This window comes from Yersinia vastinensis, from assembly GCF_902726565.1.
In the GTDB taxonomy this organism is placed as follows: domain Bacteria; phylum Pseudomonadota; class Gammaproteobacteria; order Enterobacterales; family Enterobacteriaceae; genus Yersinia; species Yersinia vastinensis.
Window position 1 is genome coordinate 47276 of sequence record NZ_CACVAF010000006.1, and the last position, 19280, is coordinate 66555.

Here is a 19280-nt window from a genome sequence, read left to right on the forward strand (position 1 = left end):
ATGGGCCTGAAAAGTTTTCTTGAGAAAATAGAGCATCACTTTGAAGCGGGTGGAAAACTCGAGAAGTATTATCCGCTGTATGAAGCTGCTGCCACTATTTTTTATACGCAGGGTAAAGTGACACCCGGTGCTTCTCACGTTCGAGATGCCATCGACCTGAAACGGATGATGATTTTGGTGTGGCTGGCGGTATTCCCTGCCATGTTCTGGGGGATGTATAACGTCGGGGGGCAAGCGATCCCGGCCTTAAACCAACTCTACAGCGGAGCAGAACTACAACAGATTATCGCCAGTGATTGGCATTATCGGCTGGCACAACTCTTGGGCGCATCACTGGCACCCGATGCCGGTTGGGTTAGCAAGATGGTGCTCGGTGCCGTCTATTTCCTGCCGATTTATGCCGTGGTATTCGTGGTGGGTGGTTTTTGGGAAGTGGTCTTTTCCATTATCCGCAAACATGAAATTAACGAAGGTTTCTTTGTTACCTCGATTCTGTTTTCCCTGATTGTGCCGCCCACGTTGCCCTTATGGCAGGCGGCGCTAGGGATCTCTTTTGGGGTGGTGATTGGTAAAGAGATTTTTGGTGGTACTGGGCGTAACTTCCTCAACCCAGCTCTGGCTGGGCGTGCTTTCCTGTTCTTTGCATATCCGGCTCAGATTTCGGGTGACTTAGTTTGGACTGCGGCGGATGGCTTCTCTGGCGCCACGCCTTTATCGCAGTGGAGTGTTAATGGTAGCCACAGCTTGGTCAATACAGTCAGTGGCCAACCTATCACTTGGATGGATGCTTTCCTCGGCAATATTCCCGGTTCTATTGGTGAAGTTTCCACACTAATGATCCTGATTGGCGGTGCCATTATCCTCTTTGGTCGAGTGGCATCTTGGCGCATTGTTGCCGGTGTCATGATCGGCATGATGGCGACGGCTTATCTGTTTAACTGGGTTGGCTCCACGACTAATCCATTATTTGCTATGCCGTGGTACTGGCATTTAGTGCTCGGCGGTTTCGCTTTCGGCATGATCTTTATGGCGACTGATCCGGTATCGGCTTCCTTTACTAATAAAGGCAAATGGTGGTATGGCGGCTTAATCGGCGCGATGTGTGTGTTGATCCGCGTGGCCAATCCGGCTTATCCGGAGGGAATGATGCTGGCAATTCTGTTTGCTAACCTGTTTGCGCCATTGTTCGACTATGTGGTTGTTCAGGCCAATATCAAGCGGAGGAAAGCCCGTGGCGAATGATAAACCAAGAAATAATGACAGCATCGGCAAAACACTGCTGGTGGTGATTGTGCTGTGTCTGGTGTGTTCGGTTGTGGTCGCGGGAGCCGCCGTGGGCCTGAAGGCCAAGCAGCAAGAGCAGCGTCTGCTGGACAAGCAGCGTAATATTTTGGCCGTGGCGGGTCTGTTGCAACCAAGAATGCCAGCAGAAGAGATCCAACGTGAATTTGCCGAGCGCATTGAGCCGCGTTTGTTGGATTTGCAAAGCGGGGAGTTTATTCAACAGGATCCGGCCACATTTGATCGTGCAGCCGCACTGCGCAGTAATCAAATGAGTATTGCGCTGACGCCAGCACAGGATATTGCGGGCATTCGTCGCCGAGCTAATATCGTTGAAATTTATCTGGTACGTGCTGAAAGTGGGCAGATCAACAAAATCGTGTTACCGATTTATGGTTCTGGTTTGTGGTCAATGATGTATGCCTTTGTCGCTATTGATACTGATGGCAAAACAGTACGTGGTATTACCTATTATGACCAAGGCGAAACTCCGGGGCTGGGGGGCGAAGTTGAGAACCCGATTTGGCGTAACCAGTGGATTGGAAAACGGTTATTCGATGATCAAGGGCAACCGGCTATTCGCATTGTTAAAGGGCGTGCTCCGGCTAATGACCCCCATGCAATTGATGGTTTGTCGGGTGCGACACTGACCTCTAATGGGGTACAAAATAGCTTTGATTTTTGGCTTGGTGAAAACGGCTTTGGCCCGTTCCTGAAAAAAGTGCGCGAAGGAGCGTTAAAAAATGGCTGATAGCAAAGAGATAAAACGGGTTTTATTCGGGCCGTTATTTGATAACAACCCGATCGCATTACAAATCCTTGGGGTGTGTTCGGCATTGGCTGTCACCACCACACTGGGAACGGCTTTAGTGATGACACTGGCGGTTACCTTGGTAACGGCTTTCTCCAGTTTCTTCATCTCACTGATTCGTCATCATATTCCCAACAGCGTACGTATCATCGTTCAAATGGTGATTATTGCCTCACTGGTGATAGTGGTAGATCAGATCCTGCGTGCTTATGCCTATGAGATATCCAAACAGTTATCAGTCTTTGTCGGCTTGATTATCACTAACTGTATTGTGATGGGGCGGGCAGAAGCCTATGCCATGAAATCCCCTCCGATTGAAAGCTTTATGGATGGTATCGGTAACGGCTTGGGCTATGGGGTGGTACTCGTGCTTGTCGGCTTTGTTCGTGAGTTGATAGGCTCAGGTAAATTGTTTGGTGTAACAGTATTGGAAAGTGTCCAGAATGGCGGTTGGTATCAGCCGAATGGATTGTTCCTGTTAGCACCAAGTGCATTCTTTATTATTGGCATGCTGATTTGGGGTCTGCGGACTCTGAAACCTGCGCAGATTGAGAAGGAGTAATTGACGATGGAACATTACATCAGTCTGTTTGTCCGCGCAGTGTTTATCGAAAATATGGCGTTAGCTTTCTTTCTGGGGATGTGTACTTTTCTGGCGGTTTCCAAGAAAGTCTCCACAGCTTTCGGCCTTGGCATTGCGGTTACCGTGGTATTAGGTATTTCAGTCCCCGCGAACAATCTGGTTTATAACCTGGTTCTGCGCGATGGCGCTTTAGTTGAAGGTGTGGACCTGAGTTTCCTGAACTTTATTACCTTTATCGGGGTTATCGCTGCCATTGTGCAGGTATTAGAGATGATCTTGGATAGATATTTCCCGGCACTGTATAACGCTCTCGGCATTTTCCTGCCACTGATCACCGTGAACTGCGCCATCTTCGGCGGCGTGTCATTTATGGCGCAACGTGATTACAACTTCCCTGAATCTATTGTTTATGGCTTTGGTTCCGGTATTGGGTGGATGCTGGCGATTGTCGCGCTGGCGGGTATTCGCGAAAAAATGAAATATGCCAATGTGCCCGCGGGCTTACAGGGGTTAGGGATCACCTTTATCACTACCGGATTGATGGCATTAGGGTTTATGTCGTTCTCCGGTGTGAACCTATAAAGGCAGGAATAATTCATGGAAATAATTCTGGGCGTAGTGATGTTCACCCTTATCGTGCTGGCATTGACGGTGATGATTTTATTTGCCAAATCTAAGTTGGTGAATACAGGTGATATTACAATTGAAGTTAATGACGACGCGGATAAAAGTTTTACAGCCCCGGCTGGGGATAAGTTACTCAATATGCTGTCCAGCCATGGCATTTTCGTATCTTCAGCTTGTGGTGGCGGTGGTTCTTGCGGGCAGTGCCGTGTGAAAATTAAAGAAGGCGGTGGCGATATTCTGCCAACTGAGCTTTCTCATATTTCTAAGCGCGAAGCGAAAGAGGGCTGTCGGCTGGCATGCCAAGTTAGCGTGAAGCAGAATCTGAAAATTGAATTACCGGAAGAAATCTTTGGCGTGAAAAAGTGGGAATGTGAAGTTATCTCTAATGATAATAAAGCCACTTTTATTAAAGAGCTGAAGCTAAAAATTCCTGATGGTGAAGTGGTGCCATTCCGTGCCGGTGGGTTTATTCAAATTGAGGCCGAACCTCATACCGTGAAATATGCTGATTTTGATGTACCAGCGGAATATCGTGGTGATTGGGATAAATTCAATCTGTTCCGATTTGAGTCGGTGGTGACTGAACCGACAGTACGTGCTTACTCCATGGCAAACTACCCGGAGGAGCGTGGCATTATCATGCTTAACGTGCGTATTGCCACGCCGCCACCGTCCGTTCCTGATGCTCCGCCGGGGATTATGTCTTCCTATATTTGGTCGCTGAAACCCGGCGATAAGGTGGTTATTTCAGGGCCATTTGGTGAGTTTTTTGCCAAAGATACTGATGCCGAGATGGTCTTTATTGGTGGTGGTGCCGGTATGGCTCCTATGCGCTCACATATTTTTGATCAGCTCAAACGGCTACACTCGAAGCGTAAAATCAGTTTCTGGTATGGCGCTCGTTCACGGCGTGAAATGTTCTATGAAGAAGATTTTGACCAGTTACAGGCTGAGAATGAGAATTTCCGTTGGCATGTCGCGTTGTCTGATCCGCAACCCGAGGATAACTGGACCGGCTATACCGGTTTCATTCATAACGTATTATTTGAAAATTATCTTAAAAATCATCCAGCCCCTGAAGATTGTGAATTTTATATGTGTGGCCCACCGATGATGAATGCGGCAGTTATCAAGATGCTGAAAGACCTTGGTGTAGAAGATGAAAATATTATGCTCGATGATTTCGGTGGTTGATTTGCTATCACTTGAGTTTTCACGGTAAGTGAGGATATCCCCAAAGAACGTGGTGTTGCAGTGAATATTCTGCAACTTCACGTTTGAGTGGGGCACAATAATTTGAGGATATCGTGCACAGATATATTATGCATTGGTTCATGGCGGTAGCGGGGGTTTTACTACTCACCGGGTGCGGCCCTGAGCAAATCAATCTCGAAGGTAAAACCATGGGCACCACATACTCAATTAAGTATGTGAGTGATTCTTCAGCACCCAGTCCTGAAAAATTACAGCAGGAAATCGATCGGGAATTGGAGCAGGTTAATGACCAGATGTCGACTTATCGACCCCATTCTGAATTAAGTCTTTTCAACAAAAGTCAGGCAGTGGATACGCCGTTCCCAGTCTCAGCTGCGACAGCCAAAGTTGTACGCGAGGCTATCCGCATTAATCGCCTGACCGATGGAGCGCTGGATGTTACTGTTGGTCCTCTAGTTAATTTATGGGGATTTGGGCCACAAGGGCGACCCAATGTTGTCCCTACCGATGCTGAGATTGCGAAACGACAGGAATGGGTCGGTATCGATAAGCTCGCTGTAAAAAGAGGTGCGTTGGTCAAACGGATTCCTGAGTTGTATGTTGATCTTTCTGCGATTGCTAAAGGTTATGGTGTCGATGTTGTTGCCGAGTATTTGGAAACTCAAAATATCAATAATTATATGGTTGATATTGGTGGTGAAGTACGAACCCGTGGTAATAATGGGGAAAACAAACCTTGGCGCATAGCCATAGAGAAACCTGTCGCAGGTTCCGCGCAGAGTGCGCAAGAGATTATCGAACCTGGGCGTATGGCGATTGCAACGTCAGGGGATTACCGTAATTACTTTGAGCAGGAGGGGGTGCGTTATTCTCACACCATTGATCCTGAAACTGGCCGCCCGATTAACCACCGCTTAGTCTCAATAACAGTTTTAGACCCAAGTTGTATGACAGCTGATGGTTTATCGACAGGATTAGGTGTTCTTGGCCCTGAGCGAGGAATGGCTCTCGCTAATTTATTGGGCATCCCCGTGCTTATGATAGTCAAAACTGATGAAGGTTTTGAGGAACATCACTCTGAGTCGTTCAAGCCTTATCTGCAAAAACGGCCCTAATAGGAGAAGATATGTTGACTGTTTTTATCGCATCCTTTGTCTTTTTTCTCTTGGTCATCGTAGGGATGTCACTGGGTTATATTGTAAAACGTAAAACCTTGCAGGGCAGTTGCGGAGGTATTGGGGCATTGGGGATGGAGAAAGTCTGTGATTGCCCCGAGCCTTGTGATTCGCGTAAAAAGCGGCTGGCAAAAGAGGCTGCACGTCAAAAGGCGCTGGATCAGTATCGTATTTTATAGTTACCGAATTATTTTATGGGTATACCATAAATCTTGGACATTAAAATATCCCCTCGGCCAATATTGGTGGTTGAGGGGATATTTCTAATAAAAAGCCATTTAATTATTTACTCAGCAATAAGCTAATGTTCACTGTTAATCTATTATTGGCTGTTATTGTTAACTATTTTTTTAAATAGTGCGGGAGAATCAACCATAACAGCGTTAGCACCTAACTCTTTCGCTTTCTTGTAATCTTCAGGTGTATTAATACCGAAGAAAATAATATGGGCATTAGTATTTTTACGGAAACAATCAACGGCTTCTTTGTCCCAGCTTAATATGGCGTTAGACCGCCCCTCACCCAACGTGTATTTCTCGATAACTTCGACTTTGCGGTGTAACTCCAAACCATACCACCGTTCTTTATTGTCTGCTGGTAATTCACATTTATGGTCCATAGTGATATTAGCGAGCTGCGTTCGAGTAAAATCGCGGCTTTCAAAACGCTGGATTTTATGTGCGTTGTCATTGCCTTGATTGACGACATCCAGTGCATCCAAATAGTGATCGTCCGTTGAGTAGACCCGGGTTCTGTCTAACCGGTTTTCTTCACCTTTAGTCGTCGCAGTCAGTGTCTTTTGTAGCGCTTTAGCGAATGTTGCCGGGTTTGCATCTGGGGATTTTATGTCGAGGTAAAAGGTTGTTGTCGGAAATGTTTTTAATACTTCATCAAGTGTGGGAATACCAACGCGTGTATCCGATGTCGAGGTAATATTATGTTTTTTATTGTAGCCAATACTGGCATTCGCTTGGGCAAGTTGCTGTGCTGTATAGGCTGAAACTTTACCACTCTTATCTGTTAATTCTTTTAGATCAGAGGGGCGGTACAATACTGGAATATTATCCTTTGAGAGTTGCAGCGTAATCCAGATTGCATCGGCACCGTTATCTAGCGCTTTTTTGATAGCGGGTATAGTGTTTTCAGGAGCATCGCCCGTTCCACCACGGTGAGCGATAATTTGCGGAGATTGTAGCGCTGATGTCGTTGATTGAGCATTTGTGATAAAAGCTGCGGAGAGTAATAGAGTCGCCATTATATAATTTCGCATAGTATTTATTTTCCATCCATTGATTGGTAATGATTTTCTGTAGGGTGATTTCAATCATATAGATAATAGTCTTCGTCTATGTCAAATTTAATGATTTTTTATTAAAAATAAATAATAAAAAGAGTGTTGATACTAATAACAGAATTCAATTCTGATATTTTTTGAATTAAGTGGCATTTTGATTAGGATAATTATGACTCTAAGCTACTGTTACCTTGTTTTGAGAAAATTCTTTAGAAATCTTAAAAAACATTAGTTAAGTATGCAAAATTTGTATTAGTGTGATGTCTGATTTTATTGGGTACTCATCCCCTTCAGTACCCGGTCTTTAAGAAGGAATGTAGTGTGTCGAAATTACGGGTTGGTGTGATTTTTGGCGGTAAATCGGCTGAACATGAAGTGTCATTGCAGTCGGCAAAAAATATCGTAGAGGCAATTGATAAAGAAAAATTTGATGTGATGCTCTTAGGTATTGATAAGCAAGGGCAATGGCATGTTAACGATGCTTCCAGTTACCTGCTAAATGCAGAAAATCCTGCACTGATCTCCCTGAATCATTCAAACCGAAATGTAGCCTTGATTCCTGGGCAAACCAGCCAACAACTTATCGCAGCTGAAAATGCCTCTGCATTGGCTCAGTTAGATGTTGTTTTCCCTATTGTGCATGGCACATTAGGGGAGGATGGCTCCTTGCAGGGTCTACTACGAATGGCGAACATTCCTTTTGTCGGATCAGGGGTCGTGGGTTCAGCGGTCAGTATGGATAAAGATATCACGAAGCGGTTGCTGCGTGACGCCGGGCTGAATATTGCTCCTTTTATTACCCTGACACGAGCGAACAAAGGCCATTATAATTTTGAGCAGATCACGGCAGAACTTGGCTTGCCATTATTTATTAAGCCAGCGAACCAAGGCTCTTCAGTTGGAGTGAGCAAGGTTCGCAATGAGGCTGAATACCAGCAGGCTGTGGCATTTGCATTTGATTTTGACCATAAAGTGCTGGTCGAGTCGGCCATTGTTGGCCGCGAGATTGAGTGTGCCATTTTGGGGAATGATAATCCGCAAGCCAGTTTATGTGGTGAAGTGGTCATTAGTGACGAGTTCTATTCCTATGACACAAAATACATCAATGAAACCGGTGCACAGGTTGTTATCCCTGCGGCAATAGACAGTGAAGTCAGTGACCAGATTCGTGGCGTCGCATTAGCGGCTTTTCGTGCTCTCGAATGCTGTGGTATGGCGCGGGTTGATGTCTTTTTAACACCAGATAACCGCATTATTATCAACGAAATAAATACCTTACCGGGTTTCACCAATATCAGTATGTATCCCAAATTGTGGCGAGCCACGGGTGTTGGTTCTACCGAGCTAATCACTAAACTTATTGAGCTGGCATTAGAGCGTCATCAGCACGATAAAAACCTGAAAAGTTCTATTCTTCAGTAATTCTCGCTACTGTAATTTCAATAAAAAGAGCTGCCGTGTGCAGCTTTTTTTATGGGTATCTTTTCACATAACGAATTTGACAAAGTGTCAATAAATGACAATACTTCACAAATGAAACTAACTGAAGACCAACTCCTGTTACGGGAGAGCAAAAAAATCGTTGAGGCACTGGGTAAAACGTTTGCACCCTTAGTGGAATTTGTTTTGCATGACCTTACGCAACCTGAACATGCCATCGCAGCGATTTCAAACAACTTATCTGGTCGCGAAGTGGGTGAGCCCGCTACTGAGCTGGGCTTGAGCCGCATTGCAGATCCTAATTTCCCTGAAGTGATCCTCAATTATTCGAACCAGTTTCCTGATGGACGACCGGCAAAAAGTACATCAATTGGCCTGAAAAATAGTAAAGGGGAGTTCATTGGAGCACTTTGTCTCAATATGGATATCTCTTTGTTTTCAGCCGTTAGCGCCAGCTTGTCGCAATTGACACAAACCACGCCAACCGAAATCCAGGAGTCTCTGGCCTCTCCCCGCCTTGAAATGCTACGCACCCAACTGGAGCAATTCGCGGCGGCACACAATACCACTCCACGCGCGCTAAACCCGGCACAGCGGCGTGAAATTGTCCGTCAATTGGCCCAAGCGGGGTTGATGGATCTGAAAAATGCACAGACTGTCGTTGCCAATAATCTGGGTGTTGCCCGTTCTACGGTCTATACCTATCTCCCGACTGAAGGAAACTGAAAATGGCCCCATTAGCAATCTGTTATGACGATATTGTTCAAGCACATCAGCGGCTTGTTGGTTTTGCACTAAAAACACCGGTGCTGACTTCAGCCACAGCCAATGAGATGACGGGCGCGCAGCTTTTTTTTAAATGCGAAAATTTTCAGCATATGGGGGCATTTAAATTTCGCGGTGCCTATAACGCGCTAGTGAAGTTATCGCCAGAACAGCAAGCTAAAGGGGTTGTTGCTTTTTCCTCGGGCAATCATGCACAAGCTATTGCTTTGTCTGCCCGTAAGTTGGGAATTCGTGCCGTTATCGTTATGCCAAAAGATGCACCCGCAGCCAAAATTGCCGCTACCCGGGGCTATGGTGGTGAAGTGGTGCTGTATGACCGTTATCGAGAAGATCGTGAAGCCATTAGTCATAAACTTGCGCAAGAACAAGGGCTAACCTTAATTCCTCCTTACGACCATGCTGATGTGATGGCAGGGCAAGGAACGGCTGCACAAGAGCTATTTGACGAAGTAGGCGAGTTGGATGTACTGCTGGTGCCTTTAGGGGGCGGGGGATTGTTATCTGGCTGTGCTACGGTTGCTAAAGCGCGCTATCCGAATTGTCAGGTTATTGGTGTAGAACCGGCCGCAGGCAACGATGGCCAACTTAGTTTCCGTGGTGGCAAAATTGTTAAAATCGATACGCCAGTCACGATTGCTGATGGTGCACAAACCTCCGCGTTGGGTCACTATACCTTTCCCGTCATTCAGGAGCGGGTTGATAATATTCTGACTGCGACTGACGAGCAGCTTATCTCGGCGATGAAGTTTTTCACTAGCCGAATGAAGATAGTGGTGGAACCAACGGGCTGTTTAGGTGCTGCGGTGGCCTTTGGCGACGAACTTGATCTGCGTGGTAAGCGGGTTGGGGTGATTCTTTCTGGCGGTAATGTTGATTTAGCTCGTTTGGCCACTTTTATTGGAGAGGCTTGATGATGCCAGAGAGGGTGTTGATCAATGCTACGCAGGGCCTGCCTCCGGCGGGTCATTATAGCCATGCTGTCTGTGTGGGAGGCATGGCCTATCTTTCTGGTCAACTGCCGGTGACAGCACAAGGGCTGGCATTATCAAACCAACCTTTTGATATGCAGGTTCGCCAGGTTTTTGCCAATATCGAGGGGGTACTGGCTGATTGTGGATGCAGTAAAAATCATTTGATTCAGGTGCGTGTTTATCTGTGTGATGTCACGTTATGGTCAGATTTTAATACACTTTATGCTGACTGGCTGGGGCCACACAAACCGGCGCGCTGCGTCGTACCCGTGCCTGCTTTGCATTATGGATTAGCTTTAGAGATTGAAGCTATAGCGCAACTGCCCTTCGAGTCTTTTAACGTGTCGAAAAAGGATGAACAGATCCTAGGATAATCTTGAATACTCCCACATTGGCTGTATACTTATACAGTGGTTGATTGGGGGAGTAAATATGCGAAAAATTATTCATATTGATATGGATTGCTTCTTCGCGGCAGTCGAAATGCGCGACGATCCTAGCTTGCGTGATATCCCCATTGCCATTGGTGGTAGCCGGGATCGACGTGGTGTCATCAGCACGGCTAATTACCCGGCACGTCGTTTTGGTGTGCGCAGTGCGATGCCAACCGCCATGGCACTTAAATTGTGTCCACAACTTAGAGTGATCCCTGGCCGAATGGCCGCCTATAAAGAAGCTTCGCTGCATATTCGCGAAATATTTGCTCGCTATACTCCGTTGATTGAACCGCTGTCCTTAGATGAGGCTTATCTTGATGTGTCTGATTGCTCGGCGTGCAGTGGTTCAGCCACCTTAATTGCACAGGAAATTCGCCAATCTATTGCGGATGAGCTTAATCTGACGGCTTCTGCTGGCGTTGCCCCCATTAAGTTTTTAGCCAAGATAGCCTCTGATTTAAATAAACCTAATGGTCAGTATGTGATAACCCCGGAAAAGGTTTCGTCCTTTTTACATAACTTACCGCTGAGTAAAATTCCGGGAGTGGGTAAAGTGACGGCTGGCAAGTTACAAGAGCTGGGTTTGATAACGTGCAGTGATGTACAAAACTATCCACAAGCCGAATTGTTAAAGCGTTTTGGTAAGTTTGGCCATGTATTGTGGGAACGCAGCCACGGCATTGATGAGCGCCAAGTTTCTCCAGACCGTTTGCGAAAATCTGTCGGCGTAGAGCGAACTCTGGCCGAGGATATTCATGATTGGCAAAGCTGTGAGTCATTAATTGATCAGCTATATATGGAGCTGGAAACTCGCTTACGTAAGGTGCGGCCAGATCTGCATATTGCCCGGCAGGGGGTAAAATTGAAGTTTCATGATTTTCAGCAAACGACACAAGAACATGTTTGGCCGAAACTGAATAAAGAAGATTTACTGCATGTTGCACGAGCAGCATGGAATGAACGGCGAGCTGGGCGAGGTGTGCGTCTGGTCGGGTTACATGTCACGTTACTTGACCCTCAACTTGAGCGGCAATTGCTGCTGAGTTGGGAATAGCCCGTAAATGACATAAAAAATGGCAGGTCAGTTAGACCCACCATCATCATTTTAACTATCACTCTACAGTAAATAATTCGAGCGGTAGGAGTGCGAACCCCTAGGCGCTGACTGCTGGTAGTCAACGCCCCTGCGGCTCGAAATATGACCCGTATTATGCGCGCTCAGGTATCGCTTTCAACAGCGCAGTCAACAACTGCCAATATTGACCCACACTCTCGATATGAACTTGTTCATCTGGTGAATGTGGCCCAGTCATGGTTGGCCCAATGGAGACCATGTCCATATCTGGATACGGTTTTTTGAATAAACCGCATTCCAGACCCGCATGGATGACCATAATATTTGGCGTTTTGTTAAACAGTTTTTCGTAGGTTTCCCGCACCAATGCCATCACAGGTGAGCTAGGATCTGGCTGCCAGCCTGGATAGCCGCCTTTTGGCGAGGTTTTCGCGCCAGCCAACTGACCAATTGCTGTCAGCATGCTCACTACGTAATCTTTGCCGCTGTCGATCAGAGAACGAATCAGGCAAATAATTTCTGCTTCGTTTTCATTCATGGTCACCACACCCACGTTCAGTGAGGTTTCAACCACGCCTTTCACCGCATCACTCATGCGGATCACACCGTTTGGTGTTGCATTCAATAATGCCACCAAGCGTTGTTGAGTCTCTTTTGTCAGCGCCTTCGCATCAGTAGATACTGGCTCAAGCAAGACAGTCAGATTTTTTTCAACTGCCGCTAATTCGTTTTTCAGTATTGCCAGATACTCCTGGCTCCGCGCTTTCAACTGATCGACTTTATCTGTGGCAATTGCCAGAGTGACAGAACCTTCGCGTGGGATAGCATTACGTAATGTGCCGCCATTCAGATCCAACACTCGCAGGTCTAAATCATTGGCCTGTTCAAACAGGAAACGAGCGAGAAGTTTATTGGCATTGCCTAATCCCAGATGGATATCAGCGCCAGAGTGACCGCCTTTCAGGCCCTTAATGGTCAGCTTTAACGTCTGATAACCGGTAGGAATCGCTTCCCGTTTCAGCGCCAGAGTGGTGATAAAATCAATGCCACCGGCACAACCCATATAGATTTCACCTTCTTGCTCGGAGTCGGTGTTGATCAAAATATCGGCTTTTAACCAGTTCGGTTGCAGACCGAATGCACCGTCCATACCGGCTTCTTCGGTCATCGTCAGCAGCACTTCCAGCGGGCCGTGTTCGACGCTATCGTCAGACAACACAGCCAGTGCAGAGGCCATACCAATGCCGTTATCGGCACCTAATGTTGTGCCACGCGCTTTAACCCATTCACCGTCGATATAAGGTTGAATTGGATCTTTGGTAAAGTCATGTACCGTATCATTATTCTTCTGCGGGACCATATCCAGATGGGCTTGCAGTGCCACGGGCTTACGATTCTCCATCCCTTTGGTAGCAGGTTTACGCAGCAGGATATTACCGACCTGATCACGCTCGGCGTGCAGACCTTTTTCCTTGGCCCACGTCATAATATGTTGTGCTAGCGCTTCTTCATGATAAGACGGATGCGGGATAGAGCAGATTTTTGCGAAAATATCCCACAACGGCTGAGGCGAAAGTTGAGACAGTTCAGACACTGTAAGTCTCCTGTAATAGCACTCTTATATCGACAACCCGCAACGGGGATGTCAAAGAGGCTATTGGGTTGATGACTAAAGATTTTAGGGGTAATGACAAACCGCCATCAAGATGGCGAGATAGTTTGAGAATATCACTTTCATTAGCATTACGCGCGTATCGCAGCACATTTACTGCGTCTAACCTGATTAATTAGCCAGATAATTGCTGGTTTTTATCCGGCTGGCTCTCTATAATCTCGCGCAACCTTTTTTCCCCTTCTGATTCATGGCAAGCCACTCCTATACTGGCTGGGATTACACTTTATGAGCGAAAAATACGTCGTTACCTGGGATATGTTGCAAATTCACGCCCGCAAACTGGCACAGCGTTTACTGCCAGCCGAGCAATGGAAAGGTATCATCGCGGTGAGCCGTGGTGGGTTAGTACCGGCTGGTATTCTGGCGCGTGAGCTGGGTATTCGTTATGTAGACACCGTTTGCATCTCTAGCTATGACCATGATAACCAACGTGATCTCAAAGTCTTAAAACGCGCAGAAGGCGACGGTGAAGGCTTTATCGTGATTGATGATTTGGTTGATACTGGTGGCACCGCGAAAGCGATTCGCGATATGTATCCGAAAGCACATTTTGTGACTATCTTTGCCAAACCGGCTGGCCGCCCATTAGTTGATGACTATGTGGTTGACATCCCTCAGAACACATGGATTGAACAGCCGTGGGATATGGCTGTAACCTTCGTTGCTCCTCTGAGCAGCAAGTAATCTAGCCATCTTTAAAGCGCCCGATGTACCTCAATGACACCGGGCGTTTCATTTTCCTCGCAGTATGAGTACACTTGTCCCCATCTGACCAGCCCTCAACGGGCTTGAATCACGGCTTATGGAGGCTATTGTTATCATGGCACAAGCCAACCTTTCTGAAACTCTGTTTAAACCAAAATTCAAACATCCTGAAACCTCGACTTTAGTGCGGCATGCACATTGTAACCACCCTATGAGTGTTCACTCAGCACTTGATGGCGACACCGCCAGCCATTGGTATCGGATGATAAACCGCCTAATTTGGACTTGGCGTGGTGTCGATCCGCTGGAAATTGAAGAAGTGTTGTCGCGCATCGCATGTTCCAAAGCCGAACATAGTGACAACGAATTGCTCGATACCGTTGTGGGTTATCGTAATGGCAACTGGATTTATGAATGGGCCCAGCAGGGGATGGCATGGCAACAAAAAGCCATGGACGAGCCAGACCCGATGAATGCTGGCCAGTATTGGTTGAATGCGGCTAATTTATACAGCATCGCGGGTTACCCACATCTGAAAGGTGATGAGTTGGCCGAGCAAGTCGAAGTGCTGTCTAATCGGGCTTATGAAGAAGCTGCTCAACATTTGCCTTACACACTAAAAGAACTTAGTTTTGCCATTTCAGATGGCGGTACTTTGACGGGGTTCCTGCATATGCCCACCGTGGGCAGTGCGCCTTTCCCAACAGTATTGATATGTGGTGGGCTGGATACGTTACAAAGTGATTATCACCGCCTGTTCCGTGACTATCTGGCACCGAAAGGGATTGCGATGTTGACCATCGACATGCCTTCTGTTGGGGCTTCCTCTCGCTGGAAACTCACTCAGGACACCAGCTTCTTACATCAACAAGTATTGCATGCTTTGCCCAATATACCTTGGGTTGATCATCAGCGTGTCAGTGCTTTTGGCTTCCGTTTTGGTGCTAATGTCGCGGTTCGTTTAGGGTATCTGGAACCGCAACGTGTGCGCGCCGTGGCTTGTCTCGGGCCGATTGTGCACCATCTGTTATGCAATGCCGATTGCCAGCGCAAAGTACCCGACATGTATATGGATGTGATGGCTAGCCGCTTGGGTATGGCTGATGCTTCGGATGAAATCCTCAAAACAGAAATGAGCCGTTACTCGCTGAAAACTCAGGGGTTACTGGGGCGGCGTTGCCAAACCCCGATGCTGGCCGGTTTTTGGGAGAATGATCCTTTCAGCCCGAAAGAAGAATCTAAGCTGATTTCTTCTTCTTCCGCAGACGGTAAGTTATTGCCCATATCATCAACTCCGTTGTATGACAATTTCCATCGCGCATTATTGCAAACCAGTCAGTGGTTAGAAGATAAAATGCGTTAATGAGTTGCTAATTTTTAACAGTTTGCTAAAAAGGTGAGTCTACATAAGGAGATTTAAGAATGACGTCAACCAGTGCTCATCCTAAAAGCAAGCTTATGAAACGTTTTGCAGCTTTAGGACCCTATCTGCGTGAAGGGCAGTGCCAGAACGACCGGTTCTTTTTTGATTGTTTAGCTGTGTGCGTCAATGTGAAGCTAGCACCAGAGAAGCGTGAGTTCTGGGGATGGTGGATTGTACTGGAACCTGCGGCGGACCATTTTACCTACGTTTACCAGCTTGGTCTGTTTAATAAAGATGGCAACTGGAAAGTTGAAAAGATTAAAGATCCTGAAGTACAAGAGAAGCTGGAGACCACGTTACGTGGTTTCCACAAACGCCTCACTGAAATGCTGACGTCAATTGAAATGAGACTGGAGCCAGCACAAGACTTTAGCGATCAACCCGTTAAGCTGTCTGCCTAGAAATAAATCCCCCTTTTAGCGCAATAAAAAGGGGGATTTCTCATTATGCCTGTTGGCATAATGCCTCGCGCCTGCTACAAAGACCCCTATATCATTTCTTTTATTCATCCCAACGGCAGAAAAATTATGAGTGGCAGCCAGACATTGGTTGTGAAATTGGGGACAAGTGTTCTGACTGGCGGTTCCCGTCGTCTTAACCGTGCCCATATTGTTGAATTGGTGCGCCAATGCGCCCAGCAACACGCAAAAGGTCATCGTATTGTTATTGTCACCTCCGGGGCGATTGCCGCCGGGCGTGAGCACTTGGGGTATCCGGAATTACCGGCCACCATTGCCTCGAAGCAATTGTTAGCCGCAGTCGGGCAAAGCCGGCTTATTCAGCTCTGGGAACAACTGTTTTCCATTTATGGCATCCATGTGGGCCAGATGCTACTGACCCGTGCTGATTTAGAAGATCGTGAGCGTTTCTTAAATGCCCGCGATACCATGAATGCTTTGCTGGATAACCGTATTGTTCCTGTTATCAATGAGAATGATGCAGTGGCGACTGCCGAAATAAAAGTCGGCGATAACGATAATCTCTCGGCATTGGCCGCTATCCTTGCGGGTGCCGATAAACTGTTATTGCTGACAGATCAGGCAGGTTTATACACCGCCGATCCGCGCAATAATCCAGAAGCAGAATTGATTCGCGAAGTGCATGGTATTGATGATGCCTTACGTGAGATTGCCGGTGACAGTGTCTCTGGCCTTGGCACTGGTGGCATGGCGACAAAGTTGCAGGCTGCGGATGTTGCGTGCCGTGCAGGTATTGATGTGGTGATTGCTGCGGGTAGCCAAGTGGGTGTCATTGCTGATGTGATTGAGGGAACGCCGGTAGGTACTCGCTTTCATGCGCTGGAAACACCATTGGAAAACCGTAAGCGCTGGATTTTTGGTGCTCCTCCTGCGGGTGAAATTACTGTTGATGATGGTGCGGTTGCCGCCATCATGGAGCGGGGTAGCTCGCTGCTGCCGAAAGGCATCCGTGATGTTAAAGGGAATTTCTCACGCGGCGAAGTGATCCGTATTCGTAACCTCAGTGGGCGCGACCTAGCTCACGGTGTGTCACGTTATAATAGCGATGCTCTGCGCCTGTTGGCGGGGCACCATTCGCAACAAATCAGTGAAATCCTCGGATATGAATATGGCCCTGTGGCAGTCCACCGTGACGATATGATTGTCAGCTAAGGAGCAAGCATGAACATGCTGGAACAGATGGGGAAAGCCGCGAAACAGGCTTCCTGGCAATTGGCGATGTTGAGTACAGCAAAGAAAAATCAGGCATTGGCCGTGATTGCTAACCTGCTAGAGTCTGAAAGTCAGACTATTTTGCAAGCGAACGAACAAGATATGAGCGCTGCACGCGACAGCGGCATGAGTGAAGCGTTACTGGATAGGCTATTGCTGACCCCGACACGTTTAACCGCGATTGCTAATGATGTGCGCCAGGTATGCCGTCTGAATGACCCGGTAGGTCGAGTGATTGATGGGAGCCTGCTCGACAGCGGCTTAAAATTAGAACGCCGCCGTGTCCCCTTGGGGGTGATTGGCGTGATTTACGAAGCTCGCCCTAATGTGACGATTGATGTAGCCAGCTTATGTCTGAAAACCGGTAATGCGGTAATTTTGCGTGGTGGTAAAGAGACTCATCACACTAATCAGGCTACGGTGAAAGTGATCCAGCAGGCACTAGAGCAGTGCGGTTTACCGGCAGCAGCGGTGCAGGCGATTGAAAGCCCTGACCGTGAGCTAGTTAATCAATTACTGCGGATGGATCGCTATGTTGATATGTTGATTCCACGAGGGGGAGCAGGTTTACATAAACTGTGCCGCGAGCAATCAACGATTCCAGTCATTACTGGTGGTATTGGTGTTTGCCACACCTTTGTTGACGAAAGTGCTGATTTTGAGAAAGCATTACTGGTTATTGAAAATGCTAAAATTCAGCGGCCAAGTGCATGTAACTCATTGGAAACATTACTGGTTCATCAGGCAATCGCCGAGCGTTTCTTGCCAGTGCTGAGTGACAGAATGCATGCTTTTGGTGTGACACTTCATGCTAGCCCGAAAGCTATGCCGTATCTGACAGAAGGTAAAGCTAAGGTTGTGGCAGTGGAAGCTGTTGATTACGATGATGAATGGTTATCACTGGATCTTAATGTCGATATTGTTGCCAATATTGATGTCGCGATTGATCATATCCGCGAACATGGCACCAGCCATTCAGATGCTATCCTGACTCGCTCACTCAGTAGCGCTGAACATTTTGTCCGCGCAGTTGATTCATCAGCAGTTTATGTCAATGCCAGCACCCGTTTTACCGATGGTGGTCAGTTCGGTTTAGGTGCGGAAGTGGCTGTCAGTACACAAAAACTCCATGCCCGTGGCCCAATGGGATTGGATGCACTGACAACCTATAAGTGGATTGGTTATGGTGATGATTTAGTCCGCAGCTAAATTCCCGTTATATTGGAATTTATTGGGTACAGAAATAGATATTGTAAAGCGACATTTGGCATTGCCAATGTCGCTTTCTTTTTTGCTCGGCCATTTCTGTTTGAGAGAATGTAATGAAATAGATACTGTTTAAGTGTGGCGGTAATTTACGTGCTAATAATTTAATCGAGGGGATGGCGCTTAAGATAGTAACTAATTTTATAATCGACCGGATTAAAGGTAATCACTGAAAAATCCACAATCACACCATCCGTTGTATTCGACACTGCCAATAATTGCAGTAATAGCGTGCGTGGATCGCAATGAAGTTGTAGGGCAAATTCCTGACTGGCTACAATGGGCAAAAATGTTTGTCGGCATCCTTCAATCTGGTAATGAGCATGTTTCTCGATAAAATCATATTTTGATGACTCAAGATGGTGATAAGTTAAATCCGGCATTAGGGCGACGGGTAAATAACTCTCTTCTATTTGAATAATCTGTTTATCGGCATAACGCAGTCTCTTGATGTAATATGTTTTATCATCTTGTTGAACATTCAACTGGCTAGCTATGGCTTGTGGTGCTCTGATGATTTTGAATTCAGACACTTCAGTATGGGGCGTTTTTCCTAGCATTTTCATATGCTCGGTAAAACTGTTCAGATGATTATTGTCGTGTTTTAGGTCTTTCCCAATAATAAACGTTCCCCGACCTTGCTGGCGTTCCAGTAAACCATCCTGAATTAAGACATCCAGTGCTTTTCTGACCGTCATTCGTGATGCACCGAAACGCTCCGCTAACTGAATCTCAGACGGTAAACAGTCACCGACAGAAATATCCTGATGGTTTATTAATTTTCGGATATTAGTGACCAGGTTTTTGTATACCATCTTTATACCT

The 19280-nt window shown here is 46.7% G+C and carries 20 protein-coding genes; 17 read left to right on the top strand and 3 right to left on the bottom strand.

Annotation, left to right across the window (positions count from 1 at the left end; all coding sequences use genetic code 11):
• The 7 genes from HUZ92_RS10410 to nqrM all read left to right on the top strand — a co-directional run bounded on the left by HUZ92_RS10410 (position 1) and on the right by nqrM (position 5871).
• The gene (locus HUZ92_RS10410; protein WP_050101634.1) at positions 1 to 1242 is read left to right on the top strand and encodes an NADH:ubiquinone reductase (Na(+)-transporting) subunit B; all 1242 of its coding nucleotides are present in this window, start codon (positions 1 to 3) and stop codon (positions 1240 to 1242) included.
• A complete protein-coding gene (locus tag HUZ92_RS10415) occupies positions 1232 to 2032 on the top strand; it encodes a Na(+)-translocating NADH-quinone reductase subunit C (protein WP_050101632.1) in 801 nt (266 codons plus the stop codon). The genes HUZ92_RS10410 and HUZ92_RS10415 overlap by 11 nt, the downstream gene beginning before the upstream one ends.
• Complete coding sequence (locus HUZ92_RS10420; RefSeq protein WP_050101630.1) at positions 2025 to 2654, top strand: NADH:ubiquinone reductase (Na(+)-transporting) subunit D; 630 nt, start codon at positions 2025 to 2027, stop codon at positions 2652 to 2654. The genes HUZ92_RS10415 and HUZ92_RS10420 overlap by 8 nt, the downstream gene beginning before the upstream one ends.
• A gap of 6 nt (positions 2655 to 2660) precedes the next feature.
• Complete coding sequence (gene nqrE / locus HUZ92_RS10425) at positions 2661 to 3257, top strand: NADH:ubiquinone reductase (Na(+)-transporting) subunit E (protein ID WP_050101628.1); 597 nt, start codon at positions 2661 to 2663, stop codon at positions 3255 to 3257.
• Positions 3258 to 3272: 15 nt separating this feature from the next.
• Positions 3273 to 4496, top strand: coding sequence for an NADH:ubiquinone reductase (Na(+)-transporting) subunit F (gene nqrF / locus HUZ92_RS10430; RefSeq protein ID WP_050101626.1), 1224 nt, complete (start codon positions 3273 to 3275; stop codon positions 4494 to 4496).
• Between the two features lie 128 nt (positions 4497 to 4624).
• Entirely contained in the window at positions 4625 to 5632 is a 1008-nt protein-coding gene (locus HUZ92_RS10435; RefSeq protein ID WP_050139943.1) for an FAD:protein FMN transferase, read from the top strand.
• Between the two features lie 11 nt (positions 5633 to 5643).
• Positions 5644 to 5871: a (Na+)-NQR maturation NqrM gene (gene nqrM / locus HUZ92_RS10440; RefSeq protein ID WP_050101622.1), complete on the top strand. Its 228-nt coding sequence runs from the start codon at positions 5644 to 5646 to the stop codon at positions 5869 to 5871.
• A 143-nt stretch (positions 5872 to 6014) separates the two neighbouring features.
• On the opposite strand, the gene HUZ92_RS10445 is transcribed toward nqrM, so the two are convergent.
• Entirely contained in the window at positions 6015 to 6962 is a 948-nt protein-coding gene (locus HUZ92_RS10445) for a glycerophosphodiester phosphodiesterase family protein (RefSeq protein WP_128451627.1), read from the bottom strand.
• 345 nt (positions 6963 to 7307) lie between these two features.
• Between HUZ92_RS10445 and ddlA the strand changes: the two genes are divergently transcribed.
• The 5 genes from ddlA to dinB all read left to right on the top strand — a co-directional run bounded on the left by ddlA (position 7308) and on the right by dinB (position 11674).
• Positions 7308 to 8408: a D-alanine--D-alanine ligase gene (ddlA, locus tag HUZ92_RS10450; protein WP_145579576.1), complete on the top strand. Its 1101-nt coding sequence runs from the start codon at positions 7308 to 7310 to the stop codon at positions 8406 to 8408.
• Between the two features lie 111 nt (positions 8409 to 8519).
• A complete protein-coding gene (locus HUZ92_RS10455; protein WP_050139941.1) occupies positions 8520 to 9152 on the top strand; it encodes a helix-turn-helix transcriptional regulator in 633 nt (210 codons plus the stop codon).
• Between the two features lie 2 nt (positions 9153 to 9154).
• Positions 9155 to 10123, top strand: a complete 969-nt coding sequence (locus tag HUZ92_RS10460; RefSeq protein WP_050139940.1) for a threo-3-hydroxy-L-aspartate ammonia-lyase — start codon at positions 9155 to 9157, stop codon at positions 10121 to 10123.
• A complete protein-coding gene (locus HUZ92_RS10465; protein ID WP_074006909.1) occupies positions 10123 to 10557 on the top strand; it encodes a RidA family protein in 435 nt (144 codons plus the stop codon). The genes HUZ92_RS10460 and HUZ92_RS10465 overlap by 1 nt, the downstream gene beginning before the upstream one ends.
• Positions 10558 to 10615: 58 nt before the next feature.
• Complete coding sequence (gene dinB, locus HUZ92_RS10470; protein ID WP_050101613.1) at positions 10616 to 11674, top strand: DNA polymerase IV; 1059 nt, start codon at positions 10616 to 10618, stop codon at positions 11672 to 11674.
• A gap of 154 nt (positions 11675 to 11828) precedes the next feature.
• Here dinB and pepD read toward each other — a convergent pair whose 3' ends face one another.
• Entirely contained in the window at positions 11829 to 13289 is a 1461-nt protein-coding gene (gene pepD / locus HUZ92_RS10475) for a beta-Ala-His dipeptidase (protein WP_145579577.1), read from the bottom strand.
• Positions 13290 to 13595: 306 nt separating this feature from the next.
• Here pepD and gpt point away from each other — a divergent pair, with 306 nt between their 5' ends.
• The 5 genes from gpt to proA all read left to right on the top strand — a co-directional run bounded on the left by gpt (position 13596) and on the right by proA (position 18398).
• Positions 13596 to 14054, top strand: a complete 459-nt coding sequence (gene gpt / locus HUZ92_RS10480; RefSeq protein ID WP_004707460.1) for a xanthine phosphoribosyltransferase — start codon at positions 13596 to 13598, stop codon at positions 14052 to 14054.
• 136 nt (positions 14055 to 14190) lie between these two features.
• Positions 14191 to 15438, top strand: a complete 1248-nt coding sequence (gene frsA, locus HUZ92_RS10485) for an esterase FrsA (protein WP_050101677.1) — start codon at positions 14191 to 14193, stop codon at positions 15436 to 15438.
• A 59-nt stretch (positions 15439 to 15497) separates the two neighbouring features.
• Positions 15498 to 15899 carry a sigma factor-binding protein Crl gene (gene crl, locus HUZ92_RS10490; protein WP_050101608.1) on the top strand — a complete coding sequence of 134 codons (402 nt, stop codon included), beginning with the start codon at positions 15498 to 15500 and terminating at the stop codon, positions 15897 to 15899.
• Between the two features lie 126 nt (positions 15900 to 16025).
• Entirely contained in the window at positions 16026 to 17129 is a 1104-nt protein-coding gene (gene proB / locus HUZ92_RS10495; protein ID WP_050101676.1) for a glutamate 5-kinase, read from the top strand.
• Positions 17130 to 17144: 15 nt separating this feature from the next.
• The gene (proA, locus tag HUZ92_RS10500) at positions 17145 to 18398 is read left to right on the top strand and encodes a glutamate-5-semialdehyde dehydrogenase (protein WP_050101675.1); all 1254 of its coding nucleotides are present in this window, start codon (positions 17145 to 17147) and stop codon (positions 18396 to 18398) included.
• Between the two features lie 161 nt (positions 18399 to 18559).
• Here the strand turns inward: proA and HUZ92_RS10505 are convergent, their stop codons facing one another.
• On the bottom strand, positions 18560 to 19270 hold the full coding sequence (locus HUZ92_RS10505) for a GntR family transcriptional regulator (protein ID WP_050101605.1): 711 nt from the start codon (positions 19268 to 19270) through the stop codon (positions 18560 to 18562).
• Positions 19271 to 19280: the final 10 nt, after the last annotated feature.